The 25,152-nt window shown below is 66.3% G+C and carries 22 protein-coding genes; 15 read left to right on the top strand and 7 right to left on the bottom strand.

What is annotated here, in order from left to right:
• The first annotated feature begins 14 nt into the window (after positions 1 to 14).
• The 7 genes from IB256_RS12105 to IB256_RS12075 are packed head-to-tail and all read left to right on the top strand — an operon-like array spanning position 15 to position 7,021.
• Positions 15 to 1,613, top strand: a complete 1,599-nt coding sequence (locus tag IB256_RS12105; RefSeq protein ID WP_192293067.1) for an aldolase catalytic domain-containing protein — start codon at positions 15 to 17, stop codon at positions 1,611 to 1,613.
• A gap of 7 nt (positions 1,614 to 1,620) precedes the next feature.
• A complete protein-coding gene (locus tag IB256_RS12100) occupies positions 1,621 to 2,364 on the top strand; it encodes a 3-deoxy-manno-octulosonate cytidylyltransferase (protein ID WP_192402705.1) in 744 nt (247 codons plus the stop codon).
• Positions 2,364 to 3,035: an HAD family hydrolase gene (locus IB256_RS12095; RefSeq protein ID WP_192293063.1), complete on the top strand. Its 672-nt coding sequence runs from the start codon at positions 2,364 to 2,366 to the stop codon at positions 3,033 to 3,035. Before IB256_RS12100 ends, IB256_RS12095 begins: the two co-directional genes overlap by 1 nt.
• On the top strand, positions 3,032 to 3,934 hold the full coding sequence (locus IB256_RS12090) for a lipopolysaccharide core biosynthesis protein (RefSeq protein WP_225601727.1): 903 nt from the start codon (positions 3,032 to 3,034) through the stop codon (positions 3,932 to 3,934). The genes IB256_RS12095 and IB256_RS12090 overlap by 4 nt, the downstream gene beginning before the upstream one ends.
• Entirely contained in the window at positions 3,931 to 4,887 is a 957-nt protein-coding gene (locus tag IB256_RS12085) for a glycosyltransferase (RefSeq protein WP_192402703.1), read from the top strand. Before IB256_RS12090 ends, IB256_RS12085 begins: the two co-directional genes overlap by 4 nt.
• A gap of 35 nt (positions 4,888 to 4,922) precedes the next feature.
• Positions 4,923 to 5,789 (top strand): glycosyltransferase family 2 protein, encoded by an 867-nt coding sequence (locus IB256_RS12080; RefSeq protein WP_285887164.1) that lies wholly within the window; start codon positions 4,923 to 4,925, stop codon positions 5,787 to 5,789.
• Positions 5,790 to 5,800: 11 nt separating this feature from the next.
• Positions 5,801 to 7,021, top strand: coding sequence for an O-antigen ligase family protein (locus IB256_RS12075; RefSeq protein ID WP_225601726.1), 1,221 nt, complete (start codon positions 5,801 to 5,803; stop codon positions 7,019 to 7,021).
• Here IB256_RS12075 and IB256_RS12070 read toward each other — a convergent pair.
• Entirely contained in the window at positions 7,005 to 7,655 is a 651-nt protein-coding gene (locus tag IB256_RS12070; RefSeq protein ID WP_192402701.1) for a lipopolysaccharide kinase InaA family protein, read from the bottom strand. The two genes, IB256_RS12075 and IB256_RS12070, sit on opposite strands and share 17 nt — an antisense overlap.
• A 100-nt stretch (positions 7,656 to 7,755) precedes the next feature.
• Here IB256_RS12070 and msbA point away from each other — a divergent pair, with 100 nt between their 5' ends.
• The 6 genes from msbA to IB256_RS12040 all read left to right on the top strand — a co-directional run bounded on the left by msbA (position 7,756) and on the right by IB256_RS12040 (position 16,127).
• Entirely contained in the window at positions 7,756 to 9,588 is a 1,833-nt protein-coding gene (gene msbA, locus IB256_RS12065; protein WP_192293048.1) for a lipid A export permease/ATP-binding protein MsbA, read from the top strand.
• A 22-nt stretch (positions 9,589 to 9,610) separates the two neighbouring features.
• Positions 9,611 to 10,507 (top strand): GNAT family N-acetyltransferase, encoded by an 897-nt coding sequence (locus tag IB256_RS12060; protein WP_192293046.1) that lies wholly within the window; start codon positions 9,611 to 9,613, stop codon positions 10,505 to 10,507.
• Between the two features lie 38 nt (positions 10,508 to 10,545).
• A complete protein-coding gene (locus IB256_RS12055) occupies positions 10,546 to 11,958 on the top strand; it encodes a PIG-L deacetylase family protein (RefSeq protein ID WP_192293044.1) in 1,413 nt (470 codons plus the stop codon).
• Positions 11,959 to 12,045: 87 nt separating this feature from the next.
• Positions 12,046 to 13,470, top strand: a complete 1,425-nt coding sequence (gene hldE / locus IB256_RS12050) for a bifunctional D-glycero-beta-D-manno-heptose-7-phosphate kinase/D-glycero-beta-D-manno-heptose 1-phosphate adenylyltransferase HldE (protein ID WP_192402699.1) — start codon at positions 12,046 to 12,048, stop codon at positions 13,468 to 13,470.
• Positions 13,471 to 13,627: 157 nt separating this feature from the next.
• The gene (locus IB256_RS12045; protein WP_192293042.1) at positions 13,628 to 14,911 is read left to right on the top strand and encodes an acyl-CoA dehydrogenase family protein; all 1,284 of its coding nucleotides are present in this window, start codon (positions 13,628 to 13,630) and stop codon (positions 14,909 to 14,911) included.
• A 10-nt stretch (positions 14,912 to 14,921) separates the two neighbouring features.
• Positions 14,922 to 16,127, top strand: coding sequence for an acyl-CoA dehydrogenase family protein (locus tag IB256_RS12040; protein WP_192293040.1), 1,206 nt, complete (start codon positions 14,922 to 14,924; stop codon positions 16,125 to 16,127).
• Between the two features lie 148 nt (positions 16,128 to 16,275).
• Here the strand turns inward: IB256_RS12040 and IB256_RS12035 are convergent, their stop codons facing one another.
• The 4 genes from IB256_RS12035 to IB256_RS12020 all read right to left on the bottom strand — a co-directional run bounded on the left by IB256_RS12035 (position 16,276) and on the right by IB256_RS12020 (position 19,894).
• The gene (locus tag IB256_RS12035; protein WP_192293038.1) at positions 16,276 to 17,187 is read right to left on the bottom strand and encodes a metal ABC transporter ATPase; all 912 of its coding nucleotides are present in this window, start codon (positions 17,185 to 17,187) and stop codon (positions 16,276 to 16,278) included.
• A 320-nt stretch (positions 17,188 to 17,507) separates the two neighbouring features.
• A complete protein-coding gene (locus IB256_RS12030) occupies positions 17,508 to 18,311 on the bottom strand; it encodes an aldo/keto reductase (protein WP_192293036.1) in 804 nt (267 codons plus the stop codon).
• On the bottom strand, positions 18,308 to 19,483 hold the full coding sequence (locus IB256_RS12025) for an NAD(P)/FAD-dependent oxidoreductase (protein WP_192402697.1): 1,176 nt from the start codon (positions 19,481 to 19,483) through the stop codon (positions 18,308 to 18,310). Before IB256_RS12025 ends, IB256_RS12030 begins: the two co-directional genes overlap by 4 nt.
• 78 nt (positions 19,484 to 19,561) lie before the next feature.
• Positions 19,562 to 19,894, bottom strand: a complete 333-nt coding sequence (locus IB256_RS12020) for a DMT family transporter (RefSeq protein ID WP_081515493.1) — start codon at positions 19,892 to 19,894, stop codon at positions 19,562 to 19,564.
• A 135-nt stretch (positions 19,895 to 20,029) separates the two neighbouring features.
• Here IB256_RS12020 and IB256_RS12015 point away from each other — a divergent pair, with 135 nt between their 5' ends.
• Entirely contained in the window at positions 20,030 to 20,914 is an 885-nt protein-coding gene (locus IB256_RS12015) for a LysR family transcriptional regulator (protein WP_081515494.1), read from the top strand.
• A 127-nt stretch (positions 20,915 to 21,041) separates the two neighbouring features.
• The gene (waaA, locus tag IB256_RS12010; protein ID WP_192402963.1) at positions 21,042 to 22,322 is read left to right on the top strand and encodes a lipid IV(A) 3-deoxy-D-manno-octulosonic acid transferase; all 1,281 of its coding nucleotides are present in this window, start codon (positions 21,042 to 21,044) and stop codon (positions 22,320 to 22,322) included.
• Here the strand turns inward: waaA and IB256_RS12005 are convergent.
• Both IB256_RS12005 and IB256_RS12000 read right to left on the bottom strand, forming a co-directional pair.
• A complete protein-coding gene (locus IB256_RS12005) occupies positions 22,303 to 22,896 on the bottom strand; it encodes a helix-turn-helix domain-containing protein (protein ID WP_081515496.1) in 594 nt (197 codons plus the stop codon). The genes waaA and IB256_RS12005 overlap by 20 nt on opposite strands.
• Before the next feature lie 240 nt (positions 22,897 to 23,136).
• On the bottom strand, positions 23,137 to 25,086 hold the full coding sequence (locus IB256_RS12000) for an FAD-dependent oxidoreductase (protein WP_192293033.1): 1,950 nt from the start codon (positions 25,084 to 25,086) through the stop codon (positions 23,137 to 23,139).
• Positions 25,087 to 25,152: the final 66 nt, after the last annotated feature.

The following is a 25,152-nucleotide window of genomic DNA, read 5'->3' as shown; positions in this document are numbered from 1 at the left end:
CGAGGGACGAACACGTGAGTGACTCCAAGACACTCCTGTTGGATTGCACGCTGCGCGACGGCGGCTACTACAACAATTGGGATTTCGATCCCGAACTGGTCCGTGACTATCTGCAGGCCATGGCTGCAGCCGGCATCGATTATGTCGAGCTGGGGCTGCGCAGCTTTGCGCGCCACGGCTTTCGTGGCGGCTACGCCTACAGCCGAGATGCGTTCCTGAGCAGCCTTCCGCTGGTGGACAGCATCTGTTACGGCGTCATGGTCAACGCCAGTGAGCTGGTCCAGCACACCGATGGCGCGCGGGCTGCTGCCGGGCTGCTGTTTGCCCCAGCGGAACATTCTCCGGTCGGTCTGGTGCGCATTGCCAGCCACGCCCATGAGTTCGAGGCCGTGCTCCCTGCGTGCCAGTGGCTGATGCAGCAGGGCTACAAGGTCGGGATCAACCTGATGCAGATCGCCGAGCAGGCGGACGAAACCATCGTCCGACTGGCGGAGGCGGCGCAGGCGTTCGGGCTGGATGTCCTGTATTTCGCCGACAGCATGGGCAGCCTGGCGCCGGCGGACGTTCGCCGGATCGTCGGACTGCTGCGCCAGGGCTGGAAGGGGCCTCTGGGCATCCATGCCCACGACAATCGCGCCCTGGCTCACGCCAACACGCTGGAAGCTATCGATGCCGGCGCCACCTGGGTGGACGGGACGGTACTGGGTATGGGGCGCGGACCGGGTAATGCACGCATCGAATATCTGGCGCTGCAGAGGGGCAGCGGGAATCTTTCACCGTTGCTGCAACTGGTCGCGCAGCGCTTCCAGCCCATGCAGCAGCGCTATGGCTGGGGAACCAATCCCTACTACTACCTGACCGGTTTGCACGGCATCCACCCGACTTACGTTCAGGAGATGCTTGCCGACTCTCGCTATGGGAATGCCGACCTGTTGGTGGCGATCCAGGCATTGCGCTCCAATGGCGGCAAGAAATACAACCCGGACACGCTGGAGGCCTCGCGCCACTTCTACCTCGGTGAGCCCCATGGTGAGTGGGCGCCGCAGGAGCAGCTCGCGGGGCGGGAAGTGCTGCTGCTGGGCAGCGGTGACGGTGTGGCACGGCACCGCGAGGCCATCGAGCAGTACATTCGCAAGGCCCGTCCGGTGGTCCTTGCGCTGAATACGCAGACCGACATTGCCCCGGACCTGATCGACCTGCGTGCGGCCTGCCATCCGCTGCGCCTGATGGCCGACGGCGCCGAGCACCTGCGGTTGCCGCAGCCGTTGATCACGCCGGCTGGCATGTTGCCTGAGGACGTGCGCGATTCTCTCGACGGCAAGGCATTACTGGACTTCGGTCTCTCCATCGACAAGCAGGGCTTTGGATTCCATCTGAGGCACTGTACATTGCCGACGTCCCTGGTCGCCGCCTATGCACTGGCTGTGGCCGCCAGCGGCAAGGCACAGCGGGTACTGCTGGCGGGCTTCGACGGCTACCCGGGAGAAGACCCGCGCAATGCCGAGGTCAACGACGTGCTGGAGCTCTATCAGGCACACGCCTGCGCGCCGGAGCTGCTGGCCGTGACACCGACCCGCTATCAGGTACCCTGTTCTTCCATTTACGCACTCTGAGTTGCCCATGGTCGCTACGCCCGATTACGCCGTCATCATCCCTGCCCGTTATCAATCCAGCCGCTTGCCCGGCAAGCCGCTGGTGCAGCTCAACGGCGTGCCCATGATCGTGAGGACCTACAGGCAGTGCCTGAAGGCCTGTCCGGCCGAGCGTATTCATGTGGCAACCGATGACGACCGCATTCGTGAGGTGTGCGAACAGCACGGCATCTCCGTGCTGATGACCTCCTCGCAGTGCCTGACCGGTACCGATCGCCTGGCGGAGTGCGCGCAGCAACTCGATGCCGAGGTCTTCATCAATGTCCAGGGCGACGAGCCGGTCTTCAACCCCGACGACCTGCGCCGGATGATCGAGGCCTGCGGCCAGTGGCCCGGCGAAGTGCTCAATGGTTACTGCGCCATCGAGGAAGAGGCGCAGTTCCGCAGCACCAGCACGCCCAAGGTCGTCCTGCGCCCGGACGGCCGTCTGCTGTACATGTCGCGCGCGACCATTCCGGGCACCAAGAGCAACGAGTTCGTCCGTGGCTGGCGCCAGGTCTGCCTGTACGCCTTCCCCCGCGAGTCCTTGGCGGCCTTCGCTGCCTGCGACAGCAAGACGCCGCTGGAGAGCCTTGAGGATATCGAGATCCTGCGTTTCCTCGAACTCGGCTGGGAGGTGCGGATGCTGGAGCTCTCCCAGGATTCGATCGCCGTGGACAACCCCGAAGATGTCGATGCGGCCGAGGCGGCCATCCGGGCGCGGAACCTCTGATGCTGCGCCCGCTCGCCGACTACCGTTGTCTGGCGTTCGATTGCGATGGTGTCGTTCTCGACTCCAATGCAGTGAAGACCCAGGCCTTCCATCAGGTTGCCCTGCCGTTCGGCGCGGCCGCCGCGCAGGCATTCGTCGACTATCACCAGGCCAATGGCGGGATATCCCGTTATCGCAAGTTCGAGTATTTGCTGCAGCAGATCGTCCGGGTGGATGACGTGCAGGAGCACTTGCCGGTGCTGCTCGAGCAGTACGCCGGTGCCGTGCGTAAAGGACTGCTGGCGTGCGCGGTCGCTCCCGGTCTGTTGCGTCTGCGCAAGCTGTTACCGCAGAGCCGCTGGATGATCGTCTCCGGCGGCGATGAAGCCGAACTGCGCGAGGTGTTCGCCATGCGAGGACTGGACGTGCTCTTCGATGGTGGAATCTTTGGCAGCCCGACGCCGAAGGACATCATCCTGGCCCGCGAACAGGCCTCGGGCAATCTGCTGGGTCCCGCACTGTTCCTGGGCGACAGCCGCTTCGATCACCAGTGCGCGCAAGGCGCAGGGCTGGACTTCGTGTTCCTCCAGCGCTGGAGCGAGTTTCACGGGGCACCTGGCTATTTCGCCGGAAAACCGGTTGTCCAGTGCAGTGACATCCAGGCCTTGCTCGAGGCTGAAAGCGCACGATGACCGCCGTGGCCCTGGAAGTCACAAGCTCCGGCGAGCGCGGCCTGCGTCTGCCGGACGGGCAGTATCGGCCGCTGTCTGCCTGGGAGCCGCTGCGCAACAGTTGTAGCGGCCCGGTGTTCATCATCGCCTCCGGGCCTTCGGTGGCCGAGTTTCCGATGCAGCGCTACGACAGCGTGCCGATGATCGCCATGAACGGCTCCATCGCCTGTTTCGAGGCGGCGGGCCTGCGTCCGCTGTTCTATCTTTGCGATGACGCGGGTGTCGCGGAAAAGAAAAGCGCGGCGCTGGCCAGTGGCATTCGCCTGGCGCGCTGGTCTGCGCTGAATCTGGAGTCGATGCAGCGGCTGTACGAGAAAGAACCGCAATCGCTGGAAGCGGACAGCCTGCTGCTGATGGAGCGGGTCAACCGCTGGATCGGTGTGCGGCGGCGTTCCGACCGTTCCTTTGCCTGGTCCGCCCGTCGCGACCCGGACTTCGTCATGCGCTGGTCGCTGCTCAGCCAGACCGCCAATCGCATCGGTTTCAGCCGCAACTACGCGCGTGGGTACTTCAATGCCCGCACCATCGCGTACGCTGCGGTGCAGCTCGCGTATTTCCTCGGCTTCGACAAAGTGTTCCTGGTCGGGGTCGACATGAATTCGGCGCTCGGCCAGTTCTACGACCCTGCCGGCGCCCAGGTGAAAAGCCGTCTGGACGGCGACTTCGGCGATCATATTCTGCCGCACTTCGACATCCTGGCGCGGCGGGTTATCGACCCGGGGTTTCAGGTGTTCAATCTTTCCCGCGACAGCCGGCTGCCTGCCGAGATGATTCCCAAGGTCAGCCTCGAGCAGGTCGATGACCTGATCGGTTCGGCGGTCTCACAACCATTGGCTCCCGAGGTGGGCAAGTCGGTATGAAGGTTCTGTTCCTGGTCCAGAAAGAACAACGCGCCATCCTCGATCGCCTGTACGACGGAATCGCTGAGCATTGCGAGTGTGACCTGCGCTGGCTGTCCAGTGACGAGCAGGCCAACCTGCGCCGTTACTTCCGTGAGCACGTGGATGTCTCGAAGTACGATCGCATCCTGTTTTTCCTGCGCTTCAAGAAGGAAATGCGCCAGGCAGCCTTCATCCGCAGCGTGCCCAACCTGGTCATTCTCGAACACGACGCCTACCAGAACTACATCCCCTGCAAGTACACCGGGAAGTTCAGTGCGCACTACCGCCGGCTGCCCTGGGTGCGGGTGATCAGCTCGGGCTTCGTGGTCAGCGAGCGTCTGCGCCAGGAAGGTTTCGATGCGGTCTTCGTGCCCAAGGGCTACGATCAGAACCTGCTGCACGACCTGGGCAGGGAGCGGGACATCGAGCTGGCCTTCGTCGGCAGTACCGGCAGCGTCGCCTACAGCGGCCGCAAGGCGCTGCTGGACGAGCTTGCGCAGGTGGAAAACCTGCTGGTGACCAAGACCAACTCGGGTGAGGACTACCTGAACACGCTCAACCGCATCCGCTTCTTTGTCAGCGCGGATGTCGGCATGGGCGAGTACATGATCAAGAATTTCGAGGCCATGGCTTGCGGCTGCGTGCTGCTGGCCTATGACCAGGGTGAAGCGGAGAACCACGCGCTGGGCCTGCAGGACATGCACAACGTGGTGCTGTACCGCGACGTCCCCCAGCTGCGCAGCAAGTTGCAGTTGCTGCGCGAAGACCCGCAGCTCGCGAGCCGCATTGCCGAGGCCGGACGGATGCTGGCAATGGAGGGTTTCGGGTTCAGCCAGATTGGGGCACGGATTGTCCAGGCCATGGCTGTCCCGCTGCGGGAAAGACCGCAGCCCGGTATGCTGGAGCGCTGGCGACTGGCTCTGGGGTTCTGACCTGTGGCCACTATCTGCCGGTTATTGAGGTGTCTGTGGAATACCCGCTGATTTCCGTGCTGGTGCCTTGCTACAACCGCGAGCGTTATATCGAAGAGACACTGCTAAGCATTCTTGGGCAGGACTATCCCAACTTCGAGCTGATCGTCGTGGATGACGGATCCAGCGATCACAGTGCCGAGATCATTCAGGCGCTGCAGCAGGAACATGGCTTCCAGTTCTACCGCCAGGCCAACCAGGGTGTCAGTGCCGCGCTCAACACGGCGCTGAGCCATGCGCGGGGCGAGCTGGTGGCAACACCGGACTCCGACGACATCATGATGCCGGGGCGCCTGAGCCTGCAGGCGAACTATCTGCGCGAGCACCCTGAGGTCGGTTGCCTGGGGGGGCGTGCAGTCTACATCGATGCCGAGGGCAAGCACCTGAAGGGCGGCCCGGGCAACGCCGTGCGCCAGTACAGCTTCGACGAATTGCTGGGGCAGGCGATCGCCATTGGTGCGACCGTGGCCATGTACCGGCGCGAGGCCATGGACCGGGTTGGCGGCTACGATCCGCAGATCCGTATCCAGGACTTCCAGATGAGCCTGAAGATCGCGCATCTGGGCTATCGGGTCGAAGTCCTGCCGGAGGTGGTCAGCGGCTATCGCCGCCATGAAGGCAATCTGTCGCGAACGGCATACAAGAACCAGTTGCATTATGATCGGATGGCGGTCGCTCCCTACCGCGACCACCCGGCGTATGGCCCTGGCATGACCTGTATCCTCAACAAGGCGCTCAAGCAGTCCGTGGTCGCTGACAAAGCATACGCCTGGTCGCTGCTGCTGCAGCTTCCGCCTTGGCGCTGGAATCGCATCACCCTGCGGCGGATTCGCCATTTGCTGTTCAAGTTCGGGCGGGAATAAGAAGTTTGTCGATGAAGGAAATGTTTGCCCACGCCTGGCTTGCGTGGTGCCCGCGGATGACCCCTATGGGGGCGAGCCAGTGCCGGGCGGGGCGGGTTGCCGAGGCGATGCTCGGCATCGGTGTGTTGTGGAGCATCGCTGGTGTCATGCTGACGCCGAGCATGAAGTTCTACTTCCAGATGGTCGCGCTGTTCGTGTACCTGCCGTCGCTGTGGCTGTGTATTGCCCGCCGCCAGGAGCTTGGGCACCTGTTGCGGGCACGTCGGGAGATCTGGATTCTGCTGGCTCTGTTCGGCTGGGCAGTGTTCTCGCTGCTTTGGTCCGGAACAGAAAAGCCGTTGGGCCAGCTGAAGATGGTGTCGCTATTCATGCTGTTCATCCTCGGCTGGGTGCTCTGGGCCCGTGCGGACGAGCGCCGGTTGTGCCTGGCCATACTGTCGCTGGCGCTGGTGGTTGGCCTCTACAGCCTCGTGGCGCTGATGTTCGCGCCAGATTATGGCGGAGGGCGCCTGAGTGGGTTTGGTGGCTTCCTCGACAACCCCAATGCGGCAGCCTATTCGATCGCCTTCGTGACCGTGATGTGCGTGCCGCTGTTGCCGCGCCGGGGCTGGCGGCAGCTGCCCTGGGTATTCCTGCTGGCGGCCTCGCTGGTTTACGTGGCGCTGTGTGGCAGCCGTGGAGCCCTGTTGGCATTGATGGTCACAGCCATCTTCAGCCTCAGTCTGGTACCGGGACGGATCGCCAAATTGCTGCCTCTGCTGTTGCTGTTGGGGGGCGCGACCCTGGTTGTCGTCGAGCCCGGCTTGATGGCACGGGGTGACGCCGAGCGCTTCGAACTGTTGCGTAGCGCCTGGCCGCAGGTGCAGCAGCATGTCTGGCTGGGTGTGGGGCTTGGGGCTGACTATGCGGTGACCAGCGGGAAGGCCGTTTATGAAAACGGTGTGCACAACTTCCCGGTACATACCGCCATTCAGTACGGCGTGCCGGCCCTGCTGGCCTTCCTTGTGCTGTGGGGAATGATCGGCTACCGCGCCTGGTGTTGCCGTTCGCGGGCATTGGGCCTGTCGGTAATGCTGCTGTGGGTATTTTCCAGCGTCGCCATGCAGTTCGACGTGTTCAGCCTGTGGGAGCGCACCCGCGCCATGTGGCTGATGCCCTGGGTGGTGATCCTGCTGGGGCTCAGCCTGGAGCGCTGGCCGCAGGTGCGGCCGGCGATCATGGAGCCGAACTGAGGACCTGCTGGAGTTCGGCCAGCGACCAGCGTATCCGGCTGCGAGCGAGGTAGGCCTGCGCCAGGCTCTGGGTATTGCCGGCCAGCAGCCACTGGCGGTCCTGGGTATAGCGCAGCATGTGGGCGAAATTGCGTTTGCGCTGCTGGCGCGACAGTGCCCGGCGCTGCTTCTTCATGTCCGCGAGATCGATCAGGCCCAGGGCGCCTTCGGGGGTTTTCACCACGTTGCCCAGGTGCAGCGAGCGGAAGTACACGCCCTGGTCATGCAGTCCGGCGATCAGCTCGCCCAGTTTCGCCGCCAGTTGCGTGTCCGCCTCTCCGGCTTCGATCACCTGGCGCAGCGTGTCGCCCGGCAGGGGTTGGTAGTGCACTGCGTCGCGGGCGATATCGGGAATGCGGTACACCGCGATGATCTGCGGGCAGGGCACCGCCAGGCGTTGCAGCGTCTGGGTGTTGTCGGCGAAACGCTGCGCGTAGGGATAGAGCGCCGCCGAAGAAATCAGCCGCTTGCGTCGGAACAGTTTCAGGAAGTTGCCATCGGCCAGGCGCAGGACCTTGTCGCCATGCTTGTCGGCTTCCAGCACCTGGGCGCCGGCGCGCAGCGCTTCGTAGGCGGAGAGAGCGAGGTCTTGCATAACGGGTCCCTGAATCGATAGCCGGCTATAGTAGCCCAGCCGCCGGGCAAACGAGAGCGCTGTGTTATAATCGCCGACCTTTTAAGCGTGCGATTCCTACATGTCCGGTAAAGAACCCCAGGCTCCTTCGAGCCTGAAGATCTACTTCCGACTGCTGTCCTATGTGCGCCCGTACATCGGGATGTTCCTGCTCAGCATCATCGGCTTCCTGATCTTCGCCGCGACCCAGCCGATGCTGGCGGGCATCCTCAAGTATTTCGTCGACGGCCTGGCCCATCCGGATGCCAAGCTGTTCCCCAACTCCTCCGTGGCCTGGCTTCGTGACCTGTCGCTGCTCTACGCAGTGCCGCTGCTGGTGGTGCTGATCGCCGTCTGGCAAGGCGTCGGCTCCTTCCTTGGCAACTACTTCATCGCAAAGGTTTCCCTGGGGCTGGTGCAGGACCTGCGTATCGCGCTGTTCAACAACCTGCTGACCCTGCCCAACCGCTATTTCGACAGCAATAACTCCGGCCACCTGATCTCGCGCATCACCTTCAACGTGACCATGGTCACCGGCGCCGCCACCGACGCCATCAAGGTGGTGATCCGCGAAGGCATGACCGTGGTCTTCCTGTTCCTCTCGCTGCTGTGGATGAACTGGAAACTGACCCTGGTGATGCTGGCGATCCTGCCGATCATCGCGGTGATGGTGACGACCGCCAGCCGCAAGTTCCGCAAGCAGAGCAAGAAGATCCAGGTGGCCATGGGCGACGTGACCCATGTGTCCTCCGAGACCATCCAGGGTTACCGCGTGGTTCGCAGCTTTGGCGGCGAGCCCTATGAGCGTGAACGTTTCCGACACGTGACCAGCGAGAACACCAGCAAGAACCTGCGCATGAACAAGACTTCGGCGATCTACACGCCGATGCTGCAGCTGGTGATCTACAGCGCCATGGCGGTGCTGCTGTACCTCGTGCTGTTGCTGCGTGGCGATGCCACCGTCGGCGACCTGGTGGCCTATATCTCCATGGCCGGCCTGCTGCCCAAGCCGATTCGCCAGCTGTCCGAAGTCAGCTCGACCATCCAGAAGGGCGTGGCCGGCGCGGAAAGTATCTTCGAGCAGCTCGACGAGCAGCCCGAGGTGGACAACGGCACCATCGAGCGTGACCGCGTGCAGGGGCGACTCGAAGTGAAGAACCTCAGCTTCACCTACCCAGGTACCGAGAAGAAGGTCCTCAACGACTTGAGCTTCAGCGTCGAACCGGGGCAGATGGTGGCGCTGGTCGGCCGCTCCGGCAGCGGCAAGTCGACCCTGGCCAACCTGATCCCGCGCTTCTACGACCACAGCGACGGGCAGATCCTGCTCGACGGCACCGACGTCGAAGACTACCGGCTGAGCAACCTGCGCCGGCACATCGCGCTGGTGACCCAGCAGGTCAATCTGTTCAACGACAGCGTGCTCAACAACATCGCCTACGGCGACCTCGCCAGCCGGCCGCGTGAAGCGGTGGAAAAGGCTGCCGATGACGCCTTCGCCCGCGAGTTCATCGACCGTCTTCCCGAAGGCTTCGAGACCGAGGTCGGCGAGAACGGCGTGATGCTTTCCGGCGGCCAGCGCCAGCGCCTGGCGATTGCCCGCGCGCTGCTCAAGGACGCCCCGGTGCTGATTCTCGACGAGGCTACCTCGGCACTGGACACCGAGTCCGAGCGGCACATCCAGGCCGCCCTGGAGAAGGTCATGGAAGGCCGCACCACCCTGGTCATCGCCCACCGCCTGAGCACCATCGAGGCGGCGGACCTGATCCTGGTGATGGACCAGGGCCACATCGTCGAGCGCGGTACCCACGACCAGCTGATTGCCCAGAACGGCTACTACGCCCGCCTGCATGCCCGCCAGTTCGCCGACGACCCGGTCGGCGGCAGCGAAGAAGCGCCTGTCGAGCAGCCGGTATGATGCAGGTGCGGAATCCCCCGGCATGCTGAATCGTCTGCGAGTCTTCCGCGAACACGGCTGGACGCCCATTGCGGCGGCCGACTATGCCGCCGCCTGGCAGCGCTTCGGCGGCAGCGTCGCCACCCATCCGGATGTGGTCGAGCGTCTCGCCCATCTGGCCGGTATTCCGGTGCGCTACCTGGGCTGGTTCGACGGCGATGAACTGCGAGCCGCCGTGCCGACCTGGGGGCGCAACCTGGCGCTGTCCAAGGACGTGCTCAAGCGCGAGGGCAAGAAGGCGCTGTTCGACCTGGGCAATGCCGAGATCATCCTGCCCATCGCCGAAGGTGCGCGCATCGAACTGCGCCATCAGGTGCGCTACCTCTCCGAGCTCAACCGCGAGCAGGTCTGCGACGCCCGCGAGCAGCCCGAACAGTTGGCGATGAACCGCGCGCCGGCCGACTTCTCGAAGAAATTCCGCTACAACCAGCGCCGCGAACAGCGCCTGCTGGAAGAGGCGGGCGGCGTGCTGCAGCCCATGAGCGAGCTGAGCCCTGAGGAGCAGGCGAGCATCTATGCCGACCTGTTTCAGCGTCGCTGGGAATTCGAAGTGCCGGGCAAGGCACGACTGGCCGAAGTCTTCGGCCTGATGCGCGACTTCATGCGGGGTTCGCTGGTGCGCCTGGACGGCGAGCCGGTGGCGATCCAGATTCTCTATCGGGTCGAAGCGCCGAAGTGGGTCAGCGTCGAGTACATCAACGGCGGCGTGGCTCCGGAGAACCGCGAGTTCAGCCCCGGCAGCGTGCTCAGCTTCGTCAATACGCAAGAGGCCTGGGCCGAGGCCGAGGCGCTGGGCAAGCCGCTGCGCTATTCCTTCGGCCGCGCCGATCGCGAGTACAAGGACCGCTGGTGCCACCGCGTGCCGGTGTTCCAGGTCTGACGCCCCGCCCGCGAAAGCGGGCTTGATGGAGAGTCGCCATGAGCGCCCGCAAGCAGCACCTGCTCAAACAGCACCGCCGCAAGAAGCGCGCGGTCCTGCTCGTCGCCCTGCTGGCGCTGATCCTGCTGGGCATCTTCGCGCCGTGGTGGAGCGTGCCGCTGGCCGTGTTGCTCGGCTGGGTCGCCCATGAAGCATGGTTCGCCGATCACCTGTTCTATTCGCCGCGCGACGACTACCGCTACGTCTTCCCGGAGGGCTCCATCGCCTTGCCGGTATCCCTCGGCCCGCACGGCCTGCACGTCGCCACCGGCGCGCTGCCGGAGAGCGAGGAGACGCTGGTGCTGGAGATCGAGATCAAGGCCTCGCTGCTCGGCCGCTGGCTCGACCCGCAGGTGCTGATCGAGGGCGTCGAGAACGATCGCCAGGACTTCGAGCGTGGCGTCAGCGGCAAGCGCTACATCAACCTCTCCGGCCAGGGAGAAGCACTGCGCTCCGGGCATCTGCGCATCCGCAGCCGCCATTGCCGGCTGGCGCAACAGGGTGTGCTGCACGCTTTCGACAATCCTGACTACGCCCGGCAGCGCCTGCTGATCATCGCGCCCCACGCGGACGATGCCGAGCTGGCCGCCTTTGGCCAGTACAGCCGCTGCCCGGAAGCCTGGATCGTCACCCTGACGCAAGGCGAGATCGAGGCCGAACACTACCAGCGTCTCGGTCTGGGCAAGGCCGAGGCCGCCCGGCTCAAGGGCCGCCTGCGCACCTGGGACAGCATTGCCGCACCGCTCTGGGGTGGCGTACCGGCCGAACGCTGCGTGCAACTGGGCTACTACTGCCTGCAGCTGCCGGCCATGGCCGCCGAGCCGAGCCAGGCGTTCGGCTCGAGGGAGTCCGGCGAGATCGACATCCGCAGCGTGCGCGGCTTTAACCCCTTCGCGCTGCCGGGCGACAGCGACGGCGCACCGACCTGGCTCAACCTGGTGGCCGACCTCACCGCGCTGATCGAGCACATCCGCCCGGAAGTGATCCTCACCGCGCACCCGGAACTGGACCCCCACGCCGACCACGTTCACGCCACCCAGGCGACGCTGGAGGCGATTTCGCGCAGCAGCTGGCAACCGCAGACGCTGCTGCTCTACGCCAACCACCTGCACGACAACGACCGCTGGCCCATGGGCCCGGCCGACGGTGGCATTGCCCTGCCGCCTTGTATCGAGGCATTGCCGGCCGACCCGCTGTGGAGCCCCGTGCTGGACACCGCGGTCCGCGTCGACAAGGCCCAGGCCCTGGCCCTGCAGCACGACCTGCAGACTCCGCTCACCGGCAAGAAACGCCTGCGCCGGCTGATCCAGCGCGTGCTCGCCGGCCGTCAGTGGCCGGCCACTGGCGACGACGAGTTCTTCCGCAAGGCGGTGCGCCGCCACGAGCTGTTCTGGGTTCGCAAAGTCCCCTAGGCATTGCCGTGACCGCCCGGTGTTCGGCGCAAGTCGCACTGGGCGGCTATGGTATTATCCGCGGCGATTTCGACCTGCGGAGTTCCCATGAAATTGACCATGCCCCGATTCGATCAGGCCCCCGTGCTGGTGGTAGGCGACGTGATGCTCGACCGCTACTGGCACGGCGCGACCTCGCGCATCTCGCCCGAGGCGCCGGTGCCCGTGGTGCGGGTCGAGCAGCATGAGGACCGCCCCGGTGGCGCCGCCAACGTCGCGCTGAACCTTGCCGCCCTTGGCGCCCCGGCCTTCCTGGTCGGCGTCACCGGCGTCGACGAAGCCGCCGACAGCCTGAGCGACAGCCTGCAGGCCGTGGGCGTGACCACCCGCTTCCAGCGCATCGCCGGCCAGCCGACCATCGTCAAGCTGCGCGTCATGAGCCGCCACCAGCAACTGCTGCGCGTGGACTTCGAGGAAGCCTTCCGCACCGACGCCGTGGCCCTGTCCGCCGACGTCGAGGCGCTGCTGGACCAGGTCCGCGTGCTGGTGCTCTCCGACTACGGCAAGGGCGCGCTGAAGAACCACCAGCAACTGATCCAGGCTGCCCGTCAGCGCGGTATCCCGGTGCTGGCGGATCCCAAGGGCAAGGAGTTCGCCATCTACCGTGGCGCCAGCCTGATCACCCCGAACCTCTCCGAATTCGAAGCCATTGTCGGTCGCTGCACCGACGAGGCCGACCTGGTCGCCAAGGGGCAGAAACTGATGACCGAGCTGGAGCTCGGCGCGCTGCTGGTCACCCGTGGCGAACACGGCATGACCCTGCTGCGCCCCGGCCACAGCGCCCTGCACCTGCCGGCCCGTGCCCGCGAAGTGTTCGACGTCACCGGCGCCGGGGACACGGTGATTTCCACCCTGGCCGGCGCCATCGCCGCTGGTGAGGACCTGCCGCAGGCCGTGGCCCTGGCCAACCTCGCGGCGGGCATCGTCGTCGGCAAGCTCGGCACCGCCGCCATCAGCGCCCCTGAACTGCGCCGCGCCGTGCAGCGCGAGCAGGGCTCCGAGCGTGGCGTACTGAGCCTCGAGCAACTGCTGCTGGCCATCGAGGACGCCCGCGCCCACGGCGAGAAGATCGTCTTCACCAACGGCTGCTTCGACATCCTCCATGCCGGTCACGTGACCTACCTGGAACAGGCCCGCGCCCAGGGCGACCGCCTGATCGTCGCCACCAACGACGACGCCTCGGTGACCCGCCTGAAAGGCCCGGGCCGCCCGATCAACAGCGTCGACCGCCGCATGGCCGTACTCGCCGGCCTCGGCGCGGTGGACTGGGTCGTCAGCTTCGCAGAGGACACCCCCGAACGCCTGCTCACCGAAGTCCGCCCGGACGTGCTGGTGAAGGGCGGCGACTATGGCGTCGAGCAGGTGGTCGGTGCTGACATCGTCAAGGCCTACGGCGGCGAAGTCCGCGTGCTGGGCCTGGTGGAAAACAGCTCCACCACCGCGATCGTCGAGAAGATCCGCCACCAGGGCTGATCCGCTTGTCGCAAGCAGGGCGCTACCGGGTAGCGCCCTTTTTGTTGGTGGCTGGGCACTGACCGCTCTGCCAGTCACCGACGGCAAAGCGGTCATGGTCCCTGCGGCATTTTGCAGCGCATGATCGGGGCATCCACCCTCCGCGGAGCGAGATGCCATGACCACCGACGTGCAGGGCCGCGCCCTGGCCGTGCTGAACCGTGTCGCCCAGGCCGACTGGCCGGACCGACTGAAGCTGCGCAAACCCTTCGAAAGACTCCTCTACAGCGGCAGCCGCACCGGCTTCCGGCTGGCCAGCGAGCGCGCCGCAAAACAGCCCAAGAAGCCACGCAAGGCCGACCCGGACGGGCTGTTCGACCTGTCCCTGTCCGACGAGCAGCAGATGCTCGTGGAGATGCTCGAAGGTTTCGCCGCCGAAGTACTGCGCCCGGCTGCCCATGAGGCCGACGCCAAGGCCAGCCTGAGCCTCGAGCTGTTGGCCCAGGCGCAGGAACTGGGCCTGACCCATTACGGTGTCAGCGAGGTGCACGGCGGCATGGCCGGCGAGCGCACCGTGGTGACCAACGCGCTGATCGCCGAATCCCTCGCCCGTGGTGACCTGAGCCTGGCTGCCGCGCTGCTGGTGCCGCTGTCGGCGGCCAACTGCATTCGCCGCTGGGCTTCGGCGCAACAGCAGGCGCGCTGGCTGCCGGCTTTCGTCAGCGAAGAAGCGGCGCCGCTGATCGCCATCGCGGTGAACGAGCCGCAGCTGCTGGCCGATCCGCTGCGCCCGGCCACCAAGGCGCGCAAGCGGGGTTCGAGCTACACCTTGACTGGCGAGAAATGCCTGGTCGTGCGTGGCGTGGATGCGCAGAAGCTGATCGTTGCGGCGGATGCCGGTGACGGCCCGGCGCTGTTTCTGGTCGATACCCGCGCCAAGGGCGTCGAAGTGCGCGCCGAACCGGCCATGGGCCTGAAGGCCACCGGCACCGCTCGGGTTCGCTTCAAGGGCGTGAAGGTTCCGGCCGAACAGCGGCTGGCTGCGGAGCGCTTCGATTATCAATCCTTCCTCGACTACACCGCACTGGCCTGGTGTGCGCTGGCCGTGGGCACCGGGCAGGCCGCGCTGGACTACGTGATCACCTACTGCAACGAGCGCGAGGCCTTCGGTGAGCCGATCAGTCATCGCCAGGGCGTGGCCTTCATGGTCGCGGACATCGCCGTCGAACTGGACGCCATGCGCCTGATGGTCTGGCGCGCCTGCGCGCTGGCCGAGCGTGGCGAGGCGTTCCACCGCGAGGCTTATCTCGCGAAGCTGCTCTGCGCCGAGAAGGCGATGAAGATCGGTACCGACGCGGTGCAACTGCTCGGCGGCCACGGTTTCACCCAGGAACACCCGGCCGAGCGCTGGTACCGCGATCTGCGCGCCGTCAGCCTGATGGCTGGCGGCCTGCACCTGTAAGGAGCTTTGCATGTACCTCGAGACGCCGAAGAAATTCCGCACCTTGCAGAACCAGGCCCGCCAGGTGGCGGAGAACTACCTGCGACCGATTTCGCGCAAGTACGACAAGGCTGAGCACGCCTACCCCAAGGAGCTGGACCTGCTGGCCGCGCTGCTGGACGGCATGAACGCCGGCTCGCCGGACGCCGTCGGCGCCACCTCGGCCAGCAAGCGCAAGGCCGGGGCGGAGGAGGGCGTGAAGAACGGCGGCAACCTGTCCGCCTGCCTGGGCGTGATGGAGATGTGCTGGGGCGACACCGGCCTGCTGCTGGCCATGCCGCGTCAGGGGCTGGGCAACGCCGCCATCGCTGCGGTGGCCAACGAGGAGCAGCTCAAGCGCTTCTCCGGGACCTGGGCGGCCATGGCCATCACCGAGCCGGGCTGCGGCTCGGACTCGGCGGCGATCCGCACCACCGCCACTCGCGACGGTGATGACTATCTGCTCAACGGCGAGAAGATCTTCGTCACTTCCGGCGCCCGCGCCGACGCGGTGGTGGTCTGGGCGACCCTGGACAAGAGCCTCGGCCGTGCGGCGATCAAGTCCTTCGTGGTGGAGAAGGGCACGCCGGGGATGACCGTCACCCGCCTGGAGAAGAAGCTCGGCATCAAGGCGTCGGACACCGCGTCCATCAGCTTCAGCGACTGCCGTGTGCCGGCCGCCAACCTGCTGGGCAATGCCGAGATCGACGTGCAGAAAGGTTTTGCCGGGGTGATGGAGACCTTCGACAACACCCGTCCGCTGGTCGCTGCCATGGCCATCGGCGTCGCCAAGGCTTCGCTGGACCGCACCCGCGAGCTGCTGAGGAAGGCGGGTTGCCGCTTCGACTATCGCCAGCCGCTGCTCAGCGCCAGCCATGCCGAAGCGACGCTGTATCGCCTGGAATCCGAATGGGAGGCGGCGCGCCTGTTGACCCTGAAGGCCGCCTGGATGGCAGACAACCGCCTGCCCAACTCCAAGGAGGCTTCCATTGCCAAGGCCAAGGCCGGGCGGGTGGCCAACGAGGTGACGCTGAAATGCGTCGAGCTGGCCGGCGCACTGGGCTATGGGGAAGAGGAACTGCTGGAGAAGTGGGCGCGGGATTCGAAGATCCTCGACATCTTCGAAGGCACCCAGCAGATCCAGTTGTTGATCGTGGCGCGGCGGTTGCTGGGCAAGAGTTCCAGTCAGCTCAAGTAAGCCGAGCCGCTTTTTGTAGGAGCGAGAGGGACGCCTGGTTATTGCTCGCGAACCAAAGCAACCGGCCAGGCCGGCGTTGGGCGGTTCGCGAGCAAGCTCGCTGCTACAGGAAAGCCGCTGTCAGGTCGGCCGGTTCACGTGGGTGGAATCAGGCCGTGCGCCGCCCGCTGCCGGCATTGCCGGCGGCGGGCGGCCACTGCTCCATCCATTCGCGGAAGCGGATACGCTCCTCGCGCACGAGCCAGCCATCCTGCTCGGCAAAACTCTCCGACAGCCACAGGCCACGGGTGCTGGCCTTGCACAGCTCGCCCTTGCTCAGGGTGAACAGCTCGCCGGTCGGCTCGCCGTGCTCCAGCGGCAGCAGGTAGATGTCCGGGCGACGGCGGTCCAACCGCGCCACCAGCGGGCCGCTCTCGAGTTTCTCGTCGACATGGAACAGGCTGACCTCGCGGGCATCCTTGGGCAGCTCCATGCGCAGGTCATAGACCAACTGCAGCGAGGCTGTCGGCAGGTGCACATAGGCCTGCGGGCGCTCCAGCAAGCGCAGCGCGCCGGCCTGCACCGGGCGCGAGGCGCCGGACAGCGGGGTCAGGGAGAAGTGGCTGGTTTCACGGTAGCGCAGGATGCCCTCGTAGGGCGTCGGCAGCCAGGTGTCGCCGAAGCGCCCGCCGAGCCAGCCGTCGGCGGTTTCCACCAGGCATTCCTCGGCCACTTCCTGGATAGCGGTGAGCAGCGGCAGGTTCAGTTCGTGGGCCGGCACATAGCCGGAAATCAGCTTGAGCACCGTGTCGCCACGGTCCAGGCGGCGTTGGCGCACCAGGATCCAGTGGTCGCGGCCCTGGTAGTTCAGGGTCAGGCGCACCGAGACGCCAAGGTTGGCCAGCTCGCTGACGAAGCGTTCGGTTTCGTTGATCTCGATGGGGCGGCGCTTTTCCAGGACCTGGGCGAAGTTCAGGGGCTTGCCGAGGGTCTGGTAAATGAGACCTTCCGGGCTGGCTTCCACCAGCAGCGGCAGGGTCTTGAAGGCGGTCGGGTCCTTGCGGGCGAGCGTACGGGGCATAGGGTCTTCCTTCTCGTACAGGGCGCCGGGTTGCGCTGGCGCGTCCTTACCGTGGTAAGCGACGCCGACGCGAACGCTGACCGTCTGCTGGGGACGGTCCGGCCGATCGTTCAATTACGGGGTCGCTACAACCTAGACAGCCTGACACCGTTCCTGGTGTCATCGAAAATCCAAAGGATTTCCGGATTTTTCCCTGAAAGGCTTGGCGATTCCGAGGCTTTTGCGTGGGAATCGCCGGCTGGCGACAGTTTCTGTGCCCGCGGTTTTTGCCGGGGGAGTTGGAGCATGGCACAGGAATACGTAATCCACATGACCGCCGATCAGCGGTCGAGGACCTCGGCGGCGATGGTCACGTTGTGCGCGAGATGCAGTGGATTGATGGTGCCGACGATGGCGCTGGCGACGCCGGGATGGCCGAGCACCAGCTCGAAGCTGGCGCGCACCGGGTCGACACTTGGGGCGAGGGTAGCGTGGCCGCTGGCCAGGGCCTTCTTGATCAGGATGCCGCGGCCGTGGGCCTGGGCATGGTCGATCACCGGCTTTTCCGCCTGCTCGTTGAGGTTGTAGGTGACCATCGCGCAGTCGCCGCGCTCCAGGGCCAGCAGGCCGCCGTCGGCAGTCTTGCCGGAGAAGCCGAAGCCGCGGATCAGCCCTTCTTCCTTCAACCGCTCAAGGGTTGCGTAGACCTCGGTGCCGCGCAGGATGTCCAGGTCATTGCCGTCGGAATGCACCAGCACCAGGTCGATGTAGTCGGTTTCCAGACGCTGCAGGCTGCGTTCCACCGAGCGGCGCGTGTGGGCGGCGCTGAAGTCGAATTGCGACTGGCCGCCGACGAACTCCTCGCCGGTCTTGCTGACGATCACCCACTGGTCGCGCTGGCCGCGCAGCAGCGGGCCGAGGCGCTCCTCACTGTGGCCGTAGGCCGGCGCGGTGTCGATCAGGTTGATGCCCAGCTCGCGGGCGAGCGCGATCAGGTCGGCGGCCTCGCGGTCATCGGGGATGCGGAAGCCTTCGGGGTACTTCACGCCCTGGTCGCGGCCGAGCTTCACGGTACCCAGGCCCAGTGGCGAGACGTTCAGGCCGGTGCTGCCCAGCGGGCGATGCAGGTGATGCAAGGTCTTCATCCGAGCAGTTCCTCCCACACCGGGCGGGCCATGGCCGGGCGCGGCAGGTCCGGCAGGGCGGCGCTCGCCTGCGGGCGGATGCCGCTTTTCTCCAGGGACTCCAGCACGCGGTCGGCGAAGTTCGGCGCCAGGGCCAGCTTGGTCGGCCAGCCGACCAGCAGGGCGCCGTCTTCGGCGAGGAAGGCGCTGTCCGGGCGCAGCAGGTTGTTCTGCGAGGGTTCGGCGCGGTCCACGCGCAGGGTTGCCCAGCGGGCGGCGGAGAGGTCGATCCACGGCACCAGCTTGTGCAGCTCGCGCTGCGCCTCGGCGATCTGCTCGGCCTCGTTGCGGGCCACACCGCCGGCTTCGGCGATGTCGCCGCCCAGGTACCAGACCCAGTCGCCGTTGCTCAGCGGGTGGGTGGTGACGGTGACGCGCGGTTTCGGCCCGCCGCCGAGGCAGTGGGCGTACAGCGGTTTCAGGGTCGGCGCGGTGACCAGCACCATGTGCAGCGGGCGACGCTGCATCTCCGGGCGCTCCAGGCCCAGCTCGCGCAGCAGGGCCTCGTTGCCGGCGCCGGCGCTGAGCACCACGCGTTGGGCGCGGATTTCGCGGCCATCCACGCGCAGGCCGATCAGCCTGTCAGCGTCGCGCAGGGCTTCGAGGCGTTCGCCAGCCAGCAGGCTGTCACCGGCCAGTTCGGCCAGGCGAGCGACCAGGCTGGGCACGTCCAGCACCAGTTCGGTGAGGCGGTAGGCCTTGCCCTTGAAGGCCTTGTCCTGCAGGGCTGGCGGCAGGTCGCTGCCCTTCACCTGGGCGACGCGACTGCGCACTGCCTTGCTGGCGAAGAAGCTGGTGAGGTTGCCGGCCAGGCCGCCGGGCGACCACAGGTAATGGGCGTCGGACAGCAGGCGCACGCCGCGCAGGTCTACCTCGCCGGTGCCGGCCAGGCAATCGCGCCATAGCGCCGGCATGTCGGCGATGGCTTCGGAGGCGCCAGTCAGCGCGCCGTGCAGGGCGTATTTGGTGCCGCCATGGATGATCCCCTGCGAGCGCATGCTCTGCACGCCGCCCAGCGCAGTGTTCTCCACCAGCACGGTGGAAAAGCCGGCGCGCCGCAGGCGGGCATTGAGCCAGAGACCGGCGATGCCGCCGCCGACGATAAGGATGTCGGTGCTCAGGGATTCGGACATGAAAGCGCCTCGAGGGAAAAACGAAGCGCGCAGTATAACCCGATGGCGCGCGGCGACAGGCCGCGCACCATGGCCACATCAGTGACCGGCGTTGCCGGAGAACAGCTGGATCACCACCACGCCGCTGACGATCAGGCCCATGCCGAACAGGGCGGCGGTATCGAGCTTCTGCTGGTAGAGCACCAGCGCCGCGATGCTGACCAGCACGATGCCCAGGCCCGCCCAGATGGCGTAGGCGATGCCGACCGGAATGCTGCGCACCACCAGGGTGAGCATCCAGAAGGAAATGGCGTAGCCGACGATCACCAGCACCAGCGGCAGGGGCGTGGAGAAGCCCTTCACTGATTTCAGCGAAGCGGTGGCGATGACTTCGGCGACGATGGCGATGGCGAGGTAGAGATAGCCGGGCATGGTGGGTTCTCCCCGGAACGACACGCCGCTCGGTATGAGCGACACGCAGCTGACGTTCGAATCTGCCGGGCATTCTAGTCCCCTGGATGATGGGATAAAGTCATTACCTATCTGAATTGGAGATGGGTGTCGGCCATGCAGTGGAACCTGGATCAGTTGCGACTCTTCGTCAGCGTCGCCGATCAATCTTCCTTCTCGGCGGCGGCGCGACAGCTGCAGCGCGTGCAGTCGGCGGTGAGTTCCTCCATCGCGCTGCTGGAGAGCGACCTGGGCGTCACCCTGTTCGAACGCAGCAGCGGCCGCCAGCCGGTGCTGACCGGCGAGGGCAGGGCGCTGCTGGATGAAGCCCGTGAGGTGCTGCGCCAGTGCGAGCGCCTGGAAAGCCGGGCGCTGGCGCTGGTGCGCGGCACCGAGCCGTTGCTGCGCCTCGCGCAGGACGAGGCGATGCCCTACCAGCCGGTGCTTTCCGGGCTGCAGGCGCTGGCGCAGGAATTCCCTACCCTGGAGGTGCAGCTGGCCAGCGGCGCCCAGGGCGACGTGGCGCGCAAGCTGCTGGAGCGCCGCGCCGACCTCGGCCTGCTGTTCCATCATGAGGGCATGCCCGAGCAACTGGAGCGGCAGCGGCTGGGCACCATCGAAATGGTCACCGTGTGCGGCGCCGGGCACGAGCTGGCCAGGCTGGACTACGCCGACCGCCGTGAGCTGGCGCGGCATCGCCAGTTGCTGATGGCCCCGCAGGACAGCCACTACCCCGGAGGCGAGCAGATCAGCCCGCTGGTCTGGCGCGCCGACAGCTTCTACGCCATGGCCGAACTGCTGATGCGAGACCTCGGTTGGGCCTGGCTGCCGACCCACGTGGCGCAGTACCCGGCTTACCAGCCGCTGCTGGTGGAACTGGCCAGCGACTGGACGCCACCACCGCTGGTGGTGGAGCTGGTCTGGCGCCGCGACGAGCCGCTGGGGCCGGCGGCGCAGTGGTTGGGCGAGTGCTTCGCGGAGCACCTCGCTTCGCCGGTCTGAAGAGCTTTTCGTAGGGCGGATAACCTGGAACCGGTTATCCGCCGGCTCTTGCTCGGCGGATAGCGCTGGCGCGGCTCTGACGGATTCTGCGGCGGGGGATGAGGGGAATTTGCTACTCTCCGCCGCCATGAACCGGACCCTCTATACCCTGCTGTTCCACCTGGGCCTGCCGCTGGTCGCGCTGCGCCTGTTCCTGCGTTCGCGCAAGGCGCCGGCCTATGCCCAGCGCGTCGGCGAGCGCTTCGCCCTCGGGCTGCCAGCGCTCAAGCCCGGCGGCATCTGGGTGCACGCGGTGTCGGTGGGCGAGAGCATCGCTGCCGCGCCGATGATCCGCGCGCTGATGCAGCGCCATCCCGATCTGCCGATCACCGTCACCTGCATGACGCCCACCGGCTCCGAGCGCATCCGCGCGCTGTTCGGCGATCAGGTACAGCACTGCTATCTGCCCTACGACCTGCCCTGGGCGGCGGCGCGCTTCCTCGACCGTGCGCAGCCGGTGCTGGGCGTGATCATGGAAACCGAGCTGTGGCCGAACCACATCCACCAGTGCGCCAAACGCGGCATTCCGGTGGCTCTGGCCAATGCGCGGCTGTCCGAACGCTCAGCGCGCGGTTACGCGCGCTTCGCCGGGCTGACCCGGCCGATGCTGGAAGAGATGAGCTGGATCGCCGTGCAGACCGAGACCGAAGCCGAACGCTTCCGCCAGCTGGGTGCGCGCCCGGACTGCGTGAGCGTGACCGGTTCGATCAAGTTCGACCTGACCATCGATCCCGAGCTGCTGGCGCGCGCCAGTGACCTGCGCAGCCAGTGGCAGGCGCTGCAGCGACCAGTCTGGATTGCCGCCAGCACCCATGCCGGGGAAGACGAAATCATCCTCGCTGCGCACCGCCAGCTGCTGGAGAAACACCCGGACGCACTGCTGATTCTGGTGCCGCGTCACCCGGAACGCTTCAACCCTATGTTCGAGCTGTGCAGCCGCGAAGGCTTGCGCACCCTGCGCCGCTCCACCGGTGAGCAGGTCAAGGCGGACACCCAGGTGCTGCTGGGCGACACCATGGGCGAGTTGCTGTTCCTCTATGCGCTGGCCGATGTCGCCTTCGTCGGCGGCAGCCTGGTGCCCAATGGCGGGCACAACCTGCTGGAACCGGCGGCTCTGGGCAAGCCGGTGCTGTCCGGCCCGCATCTGTTCAACTTCCTGGAAATCGCCGCGCAACTGCGCGAGGTCGGCGCGCTGCGCGAAGTGGCTGATGCGCCTTCGCTGGCGGTGGCGGTGGCCGCCCTGTGGGACGAGCCGGCTTCTGCCGAGCGCATGGCCGATGCCGGCCTGGGCGTGATGAGGGCCAACCAGGGCGCGCTGGAGCGTTTGCTGGATGGCCTCGGGCGACTGATCAGAAAGTCGGCGGCGTAATTACCCAGAGCACCACGGCATCCACCTCGCCGGGGTTGCCGTAGCGGTGCGGCTCCTGGCTGGAATAGCTGAAGCTGTCGCCTTCGTTGAGCACGAAATGCCGCTCGCCCACCCAGAGCTCGAAGGTGCCGCTGAGCAGGTAGCCGGCCTCCTCGCCGTCGTGGCTGTAGCTCTGCTGGCTGTAGGTGCCGGGCGGAAACTTCGAGTGGAGGATTTCCAGCTGGCGGCTGGGCTGCGGGCTGAGCAGTTCGTCGACGATGCCGTCTTCGTAATGCACGCTGGTACGGGCGTTGCGGCGCACCACGTAGCCGGCGTCGGCCGGGTCGACCTGAACTTCGCTGGCGAAGAACCACTGGATCGTGACGCCCAGGCTGCGGGCGATGTTGAACAGCGCCGGGATCGATGGGTAGGCCAGGTTGCGTTCCAGCTGGCTGATGTAGCCGGCGGTGAGTCCGCTCTGCTCGGCCAGCTCCGCCAGCGTCATGCCACGGCGCTTGCGCAGGCCGCGGATGCGGGTGCCGAGGAACTGAGCTTCGGCGTTGGCGGGGGCTTCCTGCGGGGCTTTGCGGCTCATGCGGCGGTGGTCCTGGCGATTGGCGTCGTGAGGCATTCTAAACAATGCGCCGGGTCCTTTGTTTCTTCATTGGGAGCCATGGGGCGTCCCAGGTTCTGCTCGTCGTAGGATGGGTGGAGCGCAGCGATACCCATGCTGACGCTGCTCGGGCATTGATGGGTATCGCTGCGCTCCACGCCATCCTACTCAGAAGCAGGGCTAATCGGAGCCGCATCATTCAAGAAGCCGATTCTCCGCACCTCAGATCGCCCAGCCCGCCTTGAGCCCTTCATAGATCGCTTCTTCTGCCGTACGCGGCGCCAGGCAGTCGCCGATGCGGCGGACTTCGGCGAGGTCGGCGATCTCGTCGGCCAGTTCGTCCACCGGCTGGTGTCCCTGGCAGAGCACCAGGGTGTCGATGTTTTCCACCAGCATCGGCTCGCCGCTGGCGGTGTGCTGCAGGTACACGGTGCTATCGTCGACGCCGTACAGGCGCGCATAAGGGGTGATGGTGATGCCCAGGCGGTGCAGCTCGCCGGCCATGTGGTCGCGCACGTAGAGCGGCAGGCTTTCGCCGGCGTGGGTGCCGTTCACCGCCAGGTGCACCTGGTGGCCGTCGCGCACCAGGCGCTCGGCGATGCCGGGGGCGATCCAGTCGGCGCGCCAGTCCGTGACCAGCACCGAGCGGCCCAGCTGCACTTCGCCACGCAGTACCTGCCAGGCGTCCACCACCTGCAGTTCGCCGGCTTCCTCGTAGGGCGGGCGATAGGGTGTGGCGCCGGTGGCGACGATGACCACGTCGGGGCGTTCCTGTTCGACCAATGCACGGTCGACGCGGGTGTTGCGGCGCACTTCGACGCCGGCCAGCTGCATCTCGCGCTGCAGGTTGGTGGAGGCGCCGCCGAACTCCGCACGGCGTGGCAGCAACTGGGCGAGATTGACCTGTCCGCCGAGCTGGCCGCTGGCCTCGCAGAGAGTCACGTCATGGCCGCGCTGTGCCGCGACGGCGGCGGCCTTCATGCCGGCCGGCCCGCCGCCGACCACCAGCACGCGCTTGCGCTGGGTGGCCATCTTGCGTTCGGCGTAGATCAGCTCGCGGCCGGTTTCCGGGTGCTGGATGCAGGAGATCGGGTAGCCGCGGTGGAAGTGGCCGATGCACGCCTGGTTACAGGCGATGCAGGCGCGCACGTCCTCGACGTGACCGCTTTCGGTCTTGCCCGGCATCTGCGGGTCGCAGATCAGCGCGCGGGTCATGCCGCAGACATCGGCCTGGCCGCGGGCGAGGATCAGCTCGGCTTCCTGCGGCTGGTTGATGCGCCCGGTGACGAACAGCGGGATCTCCAGGTTGCGCTTGAAGGTGCCGGCTTCGTTCGCCAGGTACGCCGCTTCGACGGCCATCGGCGGAACGATGTGGATGGCGCCGCCCAGCGACGCCGAAGTGCCGGCGACTATGTGCACATAGTCCAGCGAGTTCTGCAGGCCTTTCACGCCCTGCAGCGATTCGTCTTCGGTGAGGCCTTCCGGGTCGCGCTCGTCGGCGGAGATGCGCAGGCCGATGATGAACTCCGGGTCGGTGGCGGCGCGCACGGCGGCGATCACTTCGCGGGTGAAGCGCAGGCGTGCGTCGAGGTCGCCGTTGTAGCCGTCGCTGCGGCGGTTCACCCGTGGGTTGAGGAACTGCGCCGGCAGGTAGCCGTGGCTGGCGACCACTTCCACGCCGTCGATGCCGGCGGCATGCAGGCGGCGAGCGGCGTCGGCGTAGCCCTGGACGATCTCGTCGATCATCGCCTGGCTCAGCTCGCGGGGCATCACCCGGAAGCGTTCGTTGGGCGAGGCGGACGGCGCGTAAGCCACGGCCAGCAGACCGTCGCTGGACTCCATGATCTCGCGGCCGGGGTGGAACACCTGCGACAGCACCACGGTGCCCTCTGCGTGGCAGGCCTCGGCGATGCGCCGGTAGCCGGGGATGCACTCGTCATCGGTGGCCATCAGCACGTGAGAGGTGTAGCGGGCACTGTCGTGCACGCCGGCGACCTGCAGCACGATCAGGCCGACGCCGCCTTTGGCGCGGGCGGTGTGGTAGGCCACCAACTGGTCATTGACCAGGTTGTCGGTGGGCATCGAGGTGTCGTGCCCGGTGGACATGATGCGGTTCTTCAGCTCCTTGCCGCGGATGCGCAGCGGGCTGAACAGGTGGGGAAACTGGCTCATCGGGCAACTCCGGATTCTTGTTGTGGTGCAGCCTGGGGGGCAGCGTTGAAACGCCGGCCGCGTCGG

Source organism: Pseudomonas sp. PDM17, from assembly GCF_014851985.1.
Lineage (GTDB): Bacteria > Pseudomonadota > Gammaproteobacteria > Pseudomonadales > Pseudomonadaceae > Pseudomonas.
This window is presented reverse-complemented; position numbering and strand designations above follow the sequence as displayed.

Excerpts from the sequence above, each read along its gene's own strand:
- IB256_RS12100 (WP_192402705.1), top strand. The coding sequence starts at position 1,621 with ATGGTCGCTACGCCCGATTACGCCGTCATCATCCCTGCCCGTTATCAA.
- IB256_RS12095 (WP_192293063.1), top strand. The coding sequence starts at position 2,364 with ATGCTGCGCCCGCTCGCCGACTACCGTTGTCTGGCGTTCGATTGCGAT.
- IB256_RS12090 (WP_225601727.1), top strand. The coding sequence starts at position 3,032 with ATGACCGCCGTGGCCCTGGAAGTCACAAGCTCCGGCGAGCGCGGCCTG.
- IB256_RS12085 (WP_192402703.1), top strand. The coding sequence starts at position 3,931 with ATGAAGGTTCTGTTCCTGGTCCAGAAAGAACAACGCGCCATCCTCGAT.
- IB256_RS12075 (WP_225601726.1), top strand. The coding sequence starts at position 5,801 with ATGAAGGAAATGTTTGCCCACGCCTGGCTTGCGTGGTGCCCGCGGATG.
- IB256_RS12070 (WP_192402701.1), bottom strand. The coding sequence starts at position 7,655 with ATGCAAGACCTCGCTCTCTCCGCCTACGAAGCGCTGCGCGCCGGCGCC.
- msbA (WP_192293048.1), top strand. The coding sequence starts at position 7,756 with ATGTCCGGTAAAGAACCCCAGGCTCCTTCGAGCCTGAAGATCTACTTC.
- IB256_RS12060 (WP_192293046.1), top strand. The coding sequence starts at position 9,611 with ATGCTGAATCGTCTGCGAGTCTTCCGCGAACACGGCTGGACGCCCATT.
- IB256_RS12055 (WP_192293044.1), top strand. The coding sequence starts at position 10,546 with ATGAGCGCCCGCAAGCAGCACCTGCTCAAACAGCACCGCCGCAAGAAG.
- hldE (WP_192402699.1), top strand. The coding sequence starts at position 12,046 with ATGAAATTGACCATGCCCCGATTCGATCAGGCCCCCGTGCTGGTGGTA.
- IB256_RS12045 (WP_192293042.1), top strand. The coding sequence starts at position 13,628 with ATGACCACCGACGTGCAGGGCCGCGCCCTGGCCGTGCTGAACCGTGTC.
- IB256_RS12040 (WP_192293040.1), top strand. The coding sequence starts at position 14,922 with ATGTACCTCGAGACGCCGAAGAAATTCCGCACCTTGCAGAACCAGGCC.
- IB256_RS12035 (WP_192293038.1), bottom strand. The coding sequence starts at position 17,187 with ATGCCCCGTACGCTCGCCCGCAAGGACCCGACCGCCTTCAAGACCCTG.
- IB256_RS12030 (WP_192293036.1), bottom strand. The coding sequence starts at position 18,311 with ATGAAGACCTTGCATCACCTGCATCGCCCGCTGGGCAGCACCGGCCTG.
- IB256_RS12025 (WP_192402697.1), bottom strand. The coding sequence starts at position 19,483 with ATGTCCGAATCCCTGAGCACCGACATCCTTATCGTCGGCGGCGGCATC.
- IB256_RS12020 (WP_081515493.1), bottom strand. The coding sequence starts at position 19,894 with ATGCCCGGCTATCTCTACCTCGCCATCGCCATCGTCGCCGAAGTCATC.
- IB256_RS12015 (WP_081515494.1), top strand. The coding sequence starts at position 20,030 with ATGCAGTGGAACCTGGATCAGTTGCGACTCTTCGTCAGCGTCGCCGAT.
- waaA (WP_192402963.1), top strand. The coding sequence starts at position 21,042 with ATGAACCGGACCCTCTATACCCTGCTGTTCCACCTGGGCCTGCCGCTG.
- IB256_RS12005 (WP_081515496.1), bottom strand. The coding sequence starts at position 22,896 with ATGAGCCGCAAAGCCCCGCAGGAAGCCCCCGCCAACGCCGAAGCTCAG.
- IB256_RS12000 (WP_192293033.1), bottom strand. The coding sequence starts at position 25,086 with ATGAGCCAGTTTCCCCACCTGTTCAGCCCGCTGCGCATCCGCGGCAAG.